Origin of the sequence: Paenibacillus sp. GM2FR, from assembly GCF_002803325.1 — a bacterium.
GTDB lineage: Bacteria > Bacillota > Bacilli > Paenibacillales > Paenibacillaceae > Paenibacillus_AQ > Paenibacillus_AQ lautus.
This window is the reverse complement of the sequence record NZ_MKZM01000008.1, coordinates 645,472-657,755: the sequence shown is the minus strand read 5'-3', so window position 1 is coordinate 657,755 and position 12,284 is coordinate 645,472. Positions and strand designations below refer to the sequence as shown.

Below are 12,284 nucleotides of genomic sequence, written 5' to 3'. Positions count from 1 at the left end.
GAACGTTTCCTCCTTTAAATGAAAACCTTGGCACGAATGATCGGATCATTCGATTGGCTGCGGTTATTCCTGTTTACGCGGGACAACGGATATACGATAGGACGGGACATTGAGGCCTCGCTGGATCGCATCGACGATCAAACTCTTTACAACTTCATTCTCGGCTCCTTTGGCTACGACGAGCACCCCCCGGACTTGAGGTTTGATCTTCTTGGTGACGATCGGCGTTTCTTCCCCGGAGGATTCATAGGTGACAATCTGGCCATCACGCTGATAACTTGTTACATGGCGCTTACCTCCGTTAGCATCGGTTTCCTCCGTCAGTTCCTGGGTATCTTTCATGTCACGCTGGACGACCAGTTCTTCTGTCGATTCCACAGTCACCATGACATCGACGGACCCCACCCCAACAATCTGTTCCAGCATCGTTTTGGTGCGCATTTCAAAATCCTGCTCGATACTTTCAAACTCACCGCCGCCGCTGGTTGAAGTCCCGCCTTGGGTCGTTGAGACCGCAGCCGTCTCCGGCGGCGGCTCGCGACCGATATTCTCATGATCCAGCTTCTTCACATTGACGAAGGAGTTGAACAGCATGATCGCGACGCCGATCAGACCAAGAATGATCAACCACCTGAAGGTTTGCATTTTTCTTGCTCCGCCAGCTCCTCCACCAAGCCATTGCTCCAACCGCTTCAACCAATTTCCCATCATCCTCACCTCCGCTACAGCTTTTTATCCTGCTCCTGCCCTGGCATATATATCGTGATCAGATCCGGCTCCAAATCCCATCGGCGGCTAATGTAATCCCGAACCGGCTCTGCTCTTGCTTCTTCGGCCTTGCTGACTGCTTCTGCATTCTCTTTCGCCGCAGCCTTCCCATCTTGTTCCGACTGCATGGATTCAACATTCACCTGAACGGAATCCACAGGCTCTATACCGATGGGCTGCTTATCATCGCTATTCTCTACCTCTGCATTTTCCGATTCACCTCCAACCAGCTTTACGTCAACGGAGCGTATCGTAGCGCCTGCATATCCCTTGTCCGGTCCGGCAGCGGCAGCCAGCACCACCTTGACCTCCTGAACCGCTTCCCCCGTTTCTGCCGCAATCTCTTCTTTCATCACCCGGGCTAATTCGTTGCCTGCCCACTGAAGGCTTTGACTCTGCTGCGTTTCCTTCAGCTTCTCGGCCTGTGCCAGAATATGCTCCAGCTGAACCTCTTCCGGCAGACCCTTCTCCTGTCGCTCCAGCTCCATCGCCAGCTGATTCTCGGGGGGATCCGTAATCAATGTGATAATCGGGCTAAGCAGCGTAAGCAGAATCAACAGGCTCAGGACTAATCTGGCGTAACGTTCAAGCGCCTTGCCGGGCAGTATTAAATCAACGAAGGCTGCAAAGAGAACCACCATGATGACGCTTTTCAACCAACCTCCAAGCCAGTCCATTCGTCATTCCTCCTAAGCATTAGCCGCCTTCTATGTTCTGCCTCACCTCATCATGACGGTAATGTTGCCTGCCGTGAGCAGAATCGTTATGGCCAGGAAGAACATCATACTGACTGCGGCTAAGGCTGCAAAAACATACAGCATCGTCTTTCCAATCGTCTGCAGGCAGGTGCCGATCGGAGTGTCTCCGAGCGGCTGCATAACGGCTGCCGCGACGTTATATATCAAGGCAAGCGTCAAGATCTTGATCGCAGGGAATGCGCATAGGAACAAAATAATGATGACCCCCGCCAGCCCGATTGAATTCTTAACGAGCAATGAGGCCGAGATCACGGTATCCGTTGCATCTGCGAACATCTTGCCGACTACCGGAACGAAATTGCCGGTTACGTATTTGGCTGCCCGGATCGTTACGCCGTCCGTAACCGAGCTAGTAAGTCCTTGGACCGAGATAACACCCAGGAACACGGTAAGGAGCACGCCCAGAACACCCATCGAGACACCTCGCAGCAGGTTGCCAAGCTGAGTCAGCTTGTACTTTTCGGATAGCGAACTAACCAGATGCAGCAGAGCCGAGAAGAACAGAAGCGGAAACACAATCGTGCTGATCAGCGTGCCTACCGTATGTACCATGAAGATGACCAGCGGATGAGCCACCGAGACGGTCACGACATTTCCCATCGAAGCCATCAGTGCAAAGAGTAAGGGAAGCATCGCCATCATGAAATCAATCATTTGGGTAATGGCATCCCGGGCATATCCAATTGCGATGCTGAAGCTATTAACGGCAATGACCAGGACAACCATGTAACAGATGGTATAGGCAACCCGACTCACGGTGCTTTTTTCAAAAGCCGTCTGCAGATTCTCAAGGATCAGACTCATAATGCTCAGCATCACAATGGTTGCCAGCAGCTTGCCGTTATAGAGAACCTCGTGCCACAAATATTTTCCGATACCGGACATAACCCCTTTGAAGCTAAGACCGTCACCGCCCGGCAGCAGCATATCCATCAGGGACGGCGTCTTTCCATCCGGGAAGAATCCGCCGTAATCCTTCATGAGCCGGTCCCAGTATTTCTCGACCTGGTCTGTCGGCAGCTGCTGCGTCTGCTGCTCTACCCACTCATCGGCCGGATTTGCCGCGGCAGCCGCGCTTATCGTTCCGTAGAACCATCCGGACATAAACAACATCAGGATCAGTAGACGAAACACGGCCAAGCCCTTTCGAAGTATTGCTCCTGTAACCATGTCCCCCCACCTTTTTCAAGCCGGGAGGAGCTTCAGGACCGTCTCAATGATGATCCCGATAATCGGTACAGCGAGCACCAATATGAGCACTTTTCCCGCCAGTTCTATTTTGGATGCAATCGATTCCTGTCCGGCATCTCGTACGATCTGGGCTCCCATCTCCGCAATATAGGCAATTCCGATTATTTTCAGAACGGTCTTCAGATAAATGATCTGGACACCGGAGTTCTCCGCCAAATCTTCCAGCATGGATAAGACATTTCCAATCTTCCCGATCAGGAACAGGAAGATGAGAAGCGAGGTCGCCACAGCGAGAAGAAAGGCAAAAAGCGGCTTCTGTTCCTTGACAACCAAGATCAGCACGGTAGCGATGATGCCCAGTCCTACCACCTGGATAATTTCCATAAAAGTCCACCTACTGGAATAGAAAAATACTTTTGATTTCCTTGAGCAAATCGTCAAGCAGTCTGACGACCATAAACAGCACAACCACAAACCCGATAAGGGTTACCCAATGTGCCATATCCTCTTTCCCCATCTGTTTCAGGACGGTATGAATCATGGCAATGATGATCCCAATACCGGCAATCTGGAAGATGGCGTTCACTTCAATGTTCATTTCCCTTGGCACCTCGCTAAAAGATCAAAATGACGATCAATGCTCCAATGAGCAGTCCCAGACTTTTGCTCATCTTTTCATATTTGACCTGGTCATCCCTTGCCGCTGCTTCTTCATGCTTGAGCTGTCCTACGGCCAGAGCGATATGTTTGATCTGGTCCTGCCTGTCACTGGTGCCAAGAACGCCGCTTAGCTGCTCCAACACCTCACGCTCGGCATTTTTCATCGATGTTCGTTTCCAGTACTCGCCCAGTGCCTTGCGGATGCTGTCCTGTGCGGATAACCCGTAGTCGGGTCTCATGTAAAGCGCGGCTGAGGCAAATAATGATCTGAGCGGTTCACGAAGGGAATCGCCAATTCGCTCCAGCGCATCGGGTAACGGCGTCAAACCGTAGCTGATCTCCGTTTCCAGCCGTTGAAGCGCGAGAATAAGTTCTCGCAGCTGCCTGGGTCTTGCTGCGAATTGCTGGGCCTGAAAAAATCCGGCTAAAGTTCCAGCTCCCAGCACGAGCACAGCCCCGACCAGTTTAAGCATAGGCATCACCGCCCGGCGGACCGACGGAAGCCGTCTGAAGCGTTCGCTGACCTCCGTCATACAGCTTGTATGATCTGTGGTCGCCCGTTCTGTTAAGAACGGCATACATCTCAAACATCCGGTTCTCCAGAAGACCGGCGAGTGCCGGCCGCCCGCGCATATCTTGTATGGACGAGCCATGTGCCGTTGCAATCACGCTGATTCCCGCATGCAAGGCTTCAATGACGGCTTCCGCATCCTCTGGCCGACCGATCTCGTCCACAATCAACACATCCGGGGACATCGAACGGAGCATCATCATCATCCCTTCAGCTTTCGGACAACCATCCAGCACATCCGTACGCGGACCTACATCGAATCCAGGCACTCCGCGCAAACAACCGGCGATTTCAGAACGTTCGTCGATGATGCCTACCTTCATTCCCGGCCAATGCACGGCCGAATTCCCCCACTTGCCGTAACTGATCTGCCTTGCCAGATCCCTGAGCAGCGTTGTCTTGCCTTGCTGAGGCGGGGATAAGATCAGCGAGTGCATCACCCTTTTCCGTTTCCGGTCGAGTAAGTGCGGGAGGATGTCATCCGCCGCTCCCTGAACTTCCTTGGCAATCCGAACATTAAATCCGCTAATATCCCGAATGTGTTCAACCTTACCACCGCTGAGGATCGTCCGGCCGGTGAGCCCGACCCGATGGCCCCCAGGTATCGTGATAAACCCTTTTCGCAGTTCCTCTTCCATGGTGTAGAGGGAATGGTTACTGATTAGATCCAGCAACCTATGGGTATCTTCACGCGTCGGCTTATACGCTTCATCAGGCCGCAATGTAAGCCCGCCTCGCCGGTCCAGAAAATGATGCTTGCCCGCCGAATTAATCTCCAGCGGACGTTCCTCCCGGATACGTACCTCCTCCACATGATCGAGAAGCTCATTCGACAGGTTCAGCAGCATTCGTTTTACGGTCTCGGGAAACAGGTCTAACCAATTCAATGTCATATCAATTTCCCCCAGGTTGTCCTTTTTGATCATCTTTCTAATAAGAGAACTTCATATCCCATGTGTATGCTTGTACCTGAAAAATATGCAGCGAATCTATCATTTTTTTAGAACGCCGTATAAGAGACAGGAAACGCCGCACAAAATCCAGCCGATCTTCCCCCACGACAATTTATCCGCCATACCCACAAGCCCGATCGTTGTTGTCAGAATCAAGATCAGCGGGCCCATGAAAGCCAGGGCGGAATTCACAGCCAGCGCTTTATCGACTTGATTCAGGCGCAGCATGATGATGGCCGCCACAATCTCGAGACTGCCGGAGAAAAACCGAAGCGTGGCCATACTAGCGACAAACTTGTCCAGCATGCTATATATCCTCCTTCTTCCTTGTTTACATGTGTGATGTTTAAAAATATGCGAGGCACTCTCGTTTTATCTCTATTTTTTTAATTTCATAGAAGCGAACGTTGAATCTTTCGGACAACGCAAAAAATCCCGGTCGATATAGACCGGGATTAACTCTATTTAATATCGATATGATTGCAGAAAATGATTACATACAGGGCAGGTTATCGACGAACCTGCGGCCCGCCAACGGAAGCCTGCTGATCCGTATCCAGTCCGTATGCGGTATGAAGCGCTTGTACCACACCTTCCAGATTGGTTCCTTCAATGACGCAGGATACTTTGATCTCGGACGTGCTGACCATTTTGATGCTGACCCCCTGCCGGGAGATCACATCAAACATTTGTGCCGCCACACCCGGGTGGCTGACCATTCCAGCGCCAACAATCGATACCTTCACAAGATGGTCTTCCGAGGTAACGTCACGATACGGAATTTGGCCGCGGATCTGTTCAATAACCGACAACGCACGCTCCCGGTCGGCCAAGGAAACGGTAAAGGAAAAGTCTGCTTCGCCGTTCTGGACACCGCTCTGTACGATAATATCAACATCAATCGCTTCTTTCGCAAGCTCTCCGAACACTTGGGCCAAAACGCCTGGCGTATCGGAAACGCCCAGAATACTGATTCTCGCCACATTCTTGTCAAATGCAATACCGCTGACAACCACACCTTGCTCCATGCTTGTTTCCTCCTTAACAACCGTACCCTCATTATGATTAAAGCTGGATCTGACGACAAGCTTGACTTGATTATGCTTCGCATACTCAACCGCGCGCGGGTGAAGAACAGCTGCACCCAGATTGGCTAACTCCAGCATCTCGTCATAGGAAATCTCCTTCAACTTCCGCGCGCATTTGACAACCCGCGGATCTGTGGAGTAAATCCCGTCCACATCCGTATATATTTCACATACATCCGCTTGAATGGCAGCCGCAAGAGCAACCGCAGTGGTATCAGATCCCCCGCGTCCAAGCGTCGTAATCTCTCCGTCTTCGGACATTCCCTGGAATCCCGCTACAATGACGACATTCCCTTCGTCAAGCGCTTTATGCACGCGTTCTGGCCTAATATCCGTAATGCGGGCTTTACCATGGACCGCTTCCGTACGGAACCCCGCCTGCCAGCCGGTAAGAGACATTGCCTTGCGTCCGAGACCATGAATGGCCATGGATAGCAGCGACATGGATATCTGCTCTCCCGTGGTCATCAGCATATCCATTTCCCGTGCCGGTGGATTCTCGTTCAGGAGCTTCGCCTGGTCAATTAGATCGTCTGTCGTATCCCCCATAGCAGACACCACGACTACACATTGATGACCTTCATCTTGTTTCTCTACAATTCTTCTGGCAACGCGTTTCATACGTTCTGTATCCCCTACAGAGCTGCCTCCGAATTTCATGACGTACAGTGACAATGCTTCTTTCACTCCCCACTAATATCAGTATGTAACAGCATTCAGGTGGTTTCTCACTTTAAAACAGTATAATACGAAAGTGAGTCATTCCGTCAAGGGCTTCAAGGCAAAAAGAACTCGGGATCATCGCCCCGGCTTTGGCCCATCGCAAAAAAACTCCCGTACATACGTACAGGAGTCTCGTTGTTTAGAAGATATTGGCACCCCATCAATCGTTGAAGGGTCCCGTTAAAGCCTACTATGCACGGGAGATGTATTTACCTTCTCGCGTATCGATCAGAAGCACATCGTCTTCATTAATGAACAGCGGTACTTGTACATTCAGGCCGGTCTCCACTTTCGCACTCTTCGTTGCGCCCGTTGCCGTGTTGCCTTTGATTCCTGGCTCGGTTTCAACAACTTTCAGCTCAACGCTGTTAGGCAGGTTGATCCCAAGGATTTCCCCTTGGTAGCTGATGATATTTACATTCATGTTCTCTCTCAGGAAGTTCAGCTCCCATTCCAACTGCTCGCTGGTCAAGCTGAACTGATCGTAAGTTTCGTTATCCATGAATACATGCTCTTGACCGCTGGCGTAAAGATACTGCACACCACGATTGTCAATGATCGCGCGGCCAATCGTTTCACCTGCACGGAACGTCTTCTCAACAGTGTTGCCATTGCGAAGGTTTTTCAATTTGGAACGTACGAAAGCTGCGCCTTTACCGGGCTTTACGTGCTGAAAATCCAAAACGGTGAATATATCGCCATCTACTTCTACGGTCAAGCCTGTTTTAAAATCGTTAACTGAAATCACTAAGATTCCCTCCTAAGGATGCGGTCTAATTAATATAGTACATCATCTTCCTAAAGCACAAGTTCAAAAAGCTGCCTTGTTGATCAGCCTCTTAAAGCACAGTGTAGTCTTTGGACGAGCTTGTTAGTATATGAATACCCGATTCCGTGATGACGATATCATCTTCAATACGGACACCGCCAAGCCCAGGCAAGTAAATGCCCGGCTCCACCGTTACAACCATACCCGGCTGCAGCACATCATCACTCAGTTTGGACAGTCTCGGAGATTCGTGAACCTCCATACCCAATCCATGCCCCGTGCTGTGACCAAAATATTCCCCGTATCCATAACGGGTAATTATATCACGAGTTAAGGCGTCTGCCTCGCGTCCTGTCATGCCGGGTTTAATATGATCCAGTGCATGAAGCTGCGCCTCGAGCACGATATCATAGATCTCCTTCAGTTTAGGATCAGGACTTCCCAGCGCAACGGTTCTCGTGAGATCGGAGCAGTATCCGTCAAGCAGCGCACCGAAATCAAACGTAACGAATTCGTTCCCTTGAATGACACGCTCGCTGGCAACGCCGTGCGGAAGAGCCGAGCGCTCGCCGGAAGCGACAATCGTGTCAAAGGAGGACGAGGTTGCGCCATGCTTGCGCATGAACATTTCCATCTCCAGGTCGATTTCCCGCTCCGTTTTGCCGGCAGCCAGAATCGTCAGCACCTGGCTGAACGTTTGATCGGCCAAATCGGCAGCCCGCTGCATAATGCTCAATTCTTCCGCATCCTTGAATATACGCAGATCCTCTACAAGACCTGAAACCGGCACCAGGCTCATTGGCGCGAGCTGTTCCGAATAGGTGGAAAATACGCCGTATGTAACGTGGTCCTGTTCAAATCCAAGCGATGTAATTCCCTCGGAAGATAGCAAATCCTTGACCGTCTCCATCACCTTCGGTCCATGCTCAACCACTTGGAAGCCGACGGCTTGCTGCGGTGCTTGAGTCATATAGCGGAAATCCGTCAACAGATAGGCATTATCCCGTGTGATCAGCACATAGCCGGCAGACCCGGTAAAGCCTGTCAAATATCTGCGGTTGATCGGGCTTGCAACCAGCATAGCCGTTAAGCCTTTGGCCTGAAGTTTCTCGCGCAGTTTAACCACTCGTTTGTTACTCATTCTAACCTCTCCTCTCACCCATTTCCCAAGCCGGCACAAGAAAAACATCTTCGACGCATTTCTAAGGGGCCAGTTAAGGTTAGCTGTAATTCTTTTGATAGCAAAAAGCAGCCTTTCGGTTATAAGCTTTCTAATATCTGATCAAAGTAGCTATCCTTCTTGGTCGTTCAGGACTTGCAAAAGGGCCGACAAGCCCAGTGTGTAACTCGCTGCGCCAAAACCCGCGATTTGTCCGACAGCAACAGGTGCGATGACGGAGGTATGACGAAATTCCTCCCTGGCATGAATGTTCGATAGATGAACTTCCACTGTCGGAATTCTGGCAGAACTGATCGCATCACGTACAGCGTAGCTGTAGTGGGTCAATGCTCCCGGGTTAAGTAGTATGCCGTCCGCCTGTCCAATAGCTTCATGAATACGGTCGATGATAGCACCCTCATGATTAGACTGATAGAAGGTAATACCGATACCGGCGAGATCCGCCTGTTTACGCAAATTATCTTCGATCGCCTGCAGGCTGAGTGAACCATAAATGCCCGGTTCACGGAAGCCGAGCAGGTTTAAGTTCGGTCCGTTTATCACCCATATGGATTTCATAGGGCTTCCCACCTTTTCGTCAAATAACCAAAAGCTATTTTACCATAGGCGGCATAGGGTTGAGAAGTTTTTCTTGCCTAGCCCGTCACCTTCTTCGGTTCGCGCAGTTTCTCGTCCGTGAATTCCTGCGCAATCGTATAACCGATAAATAGTCCCCATAATATAAAAATACAAACCTCAGAGATGTTTGTATCCCAAGACAGCTTCTTCACCGGGTCCGTCAGCCGAAGCCATGGATTGAGCGCGACGAACAGCATCGCCCACCATATGATTCCGTAAGCAATCCCGGGCCATGGGCCCTTCAGCTTCCTGAACAAGGCGACGTAAATGAGGGAAACAATGACGGAAAACGCGATGAAGGACAGCCAACCGGCAATTTGGCCGGCTGCCGTCTGGAGGAACTCATGCTTGAAGAATGGCTCCAGCAAAAAGCCCGGCAGCACCTTCGTGAATTTTAGCCAGTAAAATATCCAGAATACGCCCCCCCAGATCAGACCCGCATAATAGCCCAGCTCCAAGGCAAACGAAAATGGATTAGTAATCTGGTTCTGCTGTCGAAATCGATGTTCGTGCATCTCATCATTCTCCTCTCTAAGTCATCGAAGTACTGCTGTTGCTCCGTTCTTCTCTCAAAGTAGTATGCTCCGGTTCCCCTGCGCCTAATCCAACTAGAAATTACTTTCAAAATTCGATACAATAGTTCATAGAACGAATAACATGTCAGGGAGGGTGAACTGGTTGTCCGATAAGTCAACCCCGATCAGCTATGGAGGCCAAGCTGTGATCGAAGGCGTTATGTTCGGCGGAAAGCATGTGAATGTGACGGCCGTGCGGCGTAAAAATAACGAAATCAAGTTTCTCGAGGTGCCTCGCGAAGACAAGACATGGGTTCGGAAGCTGCGAAAGATTCCGCTTCTTCGCGGCATCGTCAGTCTCATAGATTCCACAATCAAAGGTTCCAAACATTTGAATTACTCTGCGGATGCATATGCTGACGATACCCTGGAGCCGGAAGAACGTGAGAAACAGAAGGAGAAAGAAGACTCAGGCTGGAGTTTAAGCATGATCATCGGTGTGGCCGCCGTCAGCGTGCTCTCTTTTGTATTCGGCAAGCTGCTGTTTACACTCGTTCCTGTTTTTGTAGAGGATTTCTTTTTTGGCGATACATTTGATCACTATATTGTGCATAACCTGATTGAAGGCGTAATTAAATTAATACTGCTCCTCGTATATTTATGGGCGATCTCCCAGACACCTGTCATTAAAAGACTGTTCCAGTACCACGGTGCCGAACACAAAGTCATCAGCGCATTTGAAGCTGGCGAAGAGTTGACGGTGAAGAACGTTCAGAAATATACACGACTGCATTATCGCTGCGGCAGCAGCTTCATGATGCTGACCATCGTTCTCGGCGTTGTCGTCTACTCGGTAGTGCCATGGGATACCATGACGCAACGGGTCATTCAAAGAATCGCGCTTCTTCCGGTCGTGCTTGGCGTTTCCTTTGAGTTCCTGAAACTTACCAATGCCATGCGAGACATGCCGGTACTCCGTTTCCTCGGGTATCCCGGTCTGTGGCTGCAGCTTCTAACGACGAAGGAACCTACTGATGATCAAGTTGAAGTATCCATCGCATCCTTTAACAGAATGCGTGAGTTAGATGCTCAATACGAGAATGTTACAGTTCACCAATCTGTGACAGGAAGTGTGCTGGATCCCGCGAAAGGGTGATAATCCATGAGAAGGCATGCGATCATTTTTTGGACGGCGATTACGTTAGCCGCCATAGGGCTACTGGTATTCCTGTTAGACCCTGGATCAAGAATGAATATTGTGATTCCTCTAATTATTGTTGCTGTCGTGTATGTGCTCTACAAGTTCCCGCCCCGCCGCTTTAACAAGCGGCCCAAAGTGAAGCCTTCCAAGCGAACGGCAGCAAAGCTGGCGGCAAAAAACAGCACCGTACGGAAAAGCAGTCCAACTGCAAAACGTAAACAGTACCCGTTTCAAGTCATCGATGGGCAAAAAGGAAAAACCGACCCATCGGATGATGTTCCTAAATATCATTAACAAGAAAACCGTCCAACCGTGCAAACTCATACCGGCTGGACGGTTTTTTAATGTTCGGATTGCCAGCGGGCGAAAAACATCGTACCCGCCGTTAATCCCGAATTATACAAATTCTCACTTTCTTCCTTCGTCAGATTAAAATGAGTGGTGCCAATGCCCAGCGTCGGAATTTTGATCGTTCGATTGCGATTTTGCTGTTCAATATAACGTTCATCGTGAGCGGAAAGCATCGTCTCAAACATGGCGGTTAACATGCCGAACGGGCCTTCGATCAGATGGGGTAAGTTCGTATTTTTCCCGACCATCTGAAAGCCAAGCACCGGCAGCGGCTTGGGTCCTCCCTTCGACTCACGATCAAATAGCCATAACGGAAAGTTGCTCAGCAGCCCACCATCCACGATGTAAACAAACTGTTCCCCGAACGATTTCCCCTTAGCGGCCCTGCCCAATAAACGAAGAATGACAGGATCGAAAAAATAAGGGATGCTGCAGCTCATGCGTACAGCCTTGGCCACGGGAAATGTTGCAGGGTTTATGCCATATTGGCGAAGGTCATCCGGAAGCACCAGCAGCCTTCCATTCGTAATGTCGGATGCCACAATATATAGCTTGCCTGCCGGGATGTCCGAGAAAGTAAAGATCCCTTTGGCAAGCAGGATTTCCCGAATCCAGTTCTCCAGGGCTTCTCCGGAGTACAGCCCCTTCTTAATCAACACCCGCAAGGCAGGACCGATAAACTTTGTATTAAAGATCGGTGCTCGCTGGAGAAACGAATGAAAAGGCGTCTCCTCGATAATGCGCTTGATCTCGTCTGCTCTGTAGCCTGCTGCCAGCACGGATGCCACGATGGATCCGGAGGACGTTCCGGCAACGCGGCTGAATTCCATGCCGGCATTCTCCGCCGCCTTGACAGCCCCGGCAAGCGAGATTCCTTTGACTCCCCCGCCTTCAAATACCGCATTGATTTGCATATAAAATCCCCCGCCTCACATGGT

16 protein-coding genes are annotated in these 12,284 nt (G+C 50.4%); 2 read left to right on the top strand and 14 right to left on the bottom strand.

Annotation, left to right across the window (positions count from 1 at the left end):
* Positions 1–63: 63 nt before the first annotated feature.
* The 13 genes from spoIIIAG to PAEVO_RS03075 all read right to left on the bottom strand — a co-directional run bounded on the left by spoIIIAG (position 64) and on the right by PAEVO_RS03075 (position 9,794).
* The gene (spoIIIAG, locus tag PAEVO_RS03135; protein WP_207797445.1) at positions 64–708 is read right to left on the bottom strand and encodes a stage III sporulation protein AG; all 645 of its coding nucleotides are present in this window, start codon (positions 706–708) and stop codon (positions 64–66) included.
* 14 nt (positions 709–722) lie between these two features.
* Positions 723–1,445, bottom strand: coding sequence for a stage III sporulation protein AF (gene spoIIIAF, locus PAEVO_RS03130; protein ID WP_100536234.1), 723 nt, complete (start codon positions 1,443–1,445; stop codon positions 723–725).
* A 42-nt stretch (positions 1,446–1,487) separates the two neighbouring features.
* Complete coding sequence (gene spoIIIAE / locus PAEVO_RS03125; protein WP_100536233.1) at positions 1,488–2,696, bottom strand: stage III sporulation protein AE; 1,209 nt, start codon at positions 2,694–2,696, stop codon at positions 1,488–1,490.
* 15 nt (positions 2,697–2,711) lie between these two features.
* The gene (spoIIIAD, locus tag PAEVO_RS03120; RefSeq protein WP_071223846.1) at positions 2,712–3,101 is read right to left on the bottom strand and encodes a stage III sporulation protein AD; all 390 of its coding nucleotides are present in this window, start codon (positions 3,099–3,101) and stop codon (positions 2,712–2,714) included.
* A gap of 10 nt (positions 3,102–3,111) precedes the next feature.
* Positions 3,112–3,315, bottom strand: a complete 204-nt coding sequence (gene spoIIIAC / locus PAEVO_RS03115; protein WP_007129715.1) for a stage III sporulation protein AC — start codon at positions 3,313–3,315, stop codon at positions 3,112–3,114.
* 16 nt (positions 3,316–3,331) lie between these two features.
* Entirely contained in the window at positions 3,332–3,850 is a 519-nt protein-coding gene (spoIIIAB, locus tag PAEVO_RS03110; RefSeq protein WP_100536232.1) for a stage III sporulation protein SpoIIIAB, read from the bottom strand.
* On the bottom strand, positions 3,843–4,841 hold the full coding sequence (spoIIIAA, locus tag PAEVO_RS03105; RefSeq protein WP_100536231.1) for a stage III sporulation protein AA: 999 nt from the start codon (positions 4,839–4,841) through the stop codon (positions 3,843–3,845). The genes spoIIIAB and spoIIIAA overlap by 8 nt, the downstream gene beginning before the upstream one ends.
* 99 nt (positions 4,842–4,940) lie before the next feature.
* The gene (locus PAEVO_RS03100; RefSeq protein WP_071223843.1) at positions 4,941–5,207 is read right to left on the bottom strand and encodes a YqhV family protein; all 267 of its coding nucleotides are present in this window, start codon (positions 5,205–5,207) and stop codon (positions 4,941–4,943) included.
* 203 nt (positions 5,208–5,410) lie between these two features.
* On the bottom strand, positions 5,411–6,664 hold the full coding sequence (locus PAEVO_RS03095; protein WP_100536230.1) for an aspartate kinase: 1,254 nt from the start codon (positions 6,662–6,664) through the stop codon (positions 5,411–5,413).
* A gap of 238 nt (positions 6,665–6,902) precedes the next feature.
* On the bottom strand, positions 6,903–7,460 hold the full coding sequence (gene efp / locus PAEVO_RS03090) for an elongation factor P (RefSeq protein WP_076320870.1): 558 nt from the start codon (positions 7,458–7,460) through the stop codon (positions 6,903–6,905).
* Between the two features lie 91 nt (positions 7,461–7,551).
* Positions 7,552–8,622, bottom strand: coding sequence for a M24 family metallopeptidase (locus PAEVO_RS03085; RefSeq protein WP_100536229.1), 1,071 nt, complete (start codon positions 8,620–8,622; stop codon positions 7,552–7,554).
* A 150-nt stretch (positions 8,623–8,772) separates the two neighbouring features.
* Positions 8,773–9,219: a type II 3-dehydroquinate dehydratase gene (gene aroQ, locus PAEVO_RS03080; RefSeq protein WP_098742943.1), complete on the bottom strand. Its 447-nt coding sequence runs from the start codon at positions 9,217–9,219 to the stop codon at positions 8,773–8,775.
* Between the two features lie 77 nt (positions 9,220–9,296).
* Positions 9,297–9,794 carry a YqhR family membrane protein gene (locus PAEVO_RS03075; RefSeq protein ID WP_100536228.1) on the bottom strand — a complete coding sequence of 166 codons (498 nt, stop codon included), beginning with the start codon at positions 9,792–9,794 and terminating at the stop codon, positions 9,297–9,299.
* 163 nt (positions 9,795–9,957) lie between these two features.
* On the opposite strand from PAEVO_RS03075, the gene PAEVO_RS03070 reads away from it, so the two are divergent.
* Positions 9,958–10,950 carry a DUF1385 domain-containing protein gene (locus tag PAEVO_RS03070; RefSeq protein WP_100536227.1) on the top strand — a complete coding sequence of 331 codons (993 nt, stop codon included), beginning with the start codon at positions 9,958–9,960 and terminating at the stop codon, positions 10,948–10,950.
* 6 nt (positions 10,951–10,956) lie between these two features.
* Positions 10,957–11,289 (top strand): hypothetical protein, encoded by a 333-nt coding sequence (locus PAEVO_RS03065; RefSeq protein WP_100536226.1) that lies wholly within the window; start codon positions 10,957–10,959, stop codon positions 11,287–11,289.
* Positions 11,290–11,336: 47 nt separating this feature from the next.
* On the opposite strand, the gene PAEVO_RS03060 is transcribed toward PAEVO_RS03065, so the two are convergent.
* Complete coding sequence (locus PAEVO_RS03060; protein ID WP_100536225.1) at positions 11,337–12,260, bottom strand: patatin-like phospholipase family protein; 924 nt, start codon at positions 12,258–12,260, stop codon at positions 11,337–11,339.
* Positions 12,261–12,284: the final 24 nt, after the last annotated feature.

Coding starts and splice junctions, on each gene's coding strand:
- spoIIIAG (WP_207797445.1), bottom strand. CDS start 708: ATGGGAAATTGGTTGAAGCGGTTGGAGCAATGGCTTGGTGGAGGAGCT.
- spoIIIAF (WP_100536234.1), bottom strand. CDS start 1,445: ATGGACTGGCTTGGAGGTTGGTTGAAAAGCGTCATCATGGTGGTTCTC.
- spoIIIAE (WP_100536233.1), bottom strand. CDS start 2,696: ATGGTTACAGGAGCAATACTTCGAAAGGGCTTGGCCGTGTTTCGTCTA.
- spoIIIAD (WP_071223846.1), bottom strand. CDS start 3,101: ATGGAAATTATCCAGGTGGTAGGACTGGGCATCATCGCTACCGTGCTG.
- spoIIIAC (WP_007129715.1), bottom strand. CDS start 3,315: ATGAACATTGAAGTGAACGCCATCTTCCAGATTGCCGGTATTGGGATC.
- spoIIIAB (WP_100536232.1), bottom strand. CDS start 3,850: ATGCTTAAACTGGTCGGGGCTGTGCTCGTGCTGGGAGCTGGAACTTTA.
- spoIIIAA (WP_100536231.1), bottom strand. CDS start 4,841: ATGACATTGAATTGGTTAGACCTGTTTCCCGAGACCGTAAAACGAATG.
- PAEVO_RS03100 (WP_071223843.1), bottom strand. CDS start 5,207: ATGCTGGACAAGTTTGTCGCTAGTATGGCCACGCTTCGGTTTTTCTCC.
- PAEVO_RS03085 (WP_100536229.1), bottom strand. CDS start 8,622: ATGAGTAACAAACGAGTGGTTAAACTGCGCGAGAAACTTCAGGCCAAA.
- aroQ (WP_098742943.1), bottom strand. CDS start 9,219: ATGAAATCCATATGGGTGATAAACGGACCGAACTTAAACCTGCTCGGC.
- PAEVO_RS03075 (WP_100536228.1), bottom strand. CDS start 9,794: ATGCACGAACATCGATTTCGACAGCAGAACCAGATTACTAATCCATTT.
- PAEVO_RS03065 (WP_100536226.1), top strand. CDS start 10,957: ATGAGAAGGCATGCGATCATTTTTTGGACGGCGATTACGTTAGCCGCC.
- PAEVO_RS03060 (WP_100536225.1), bottom strand. CDS start 12,260: ATGCAAATCAATGCGGTATTTGAAGGCGGGGGAGTCAAAGGAATCTCG.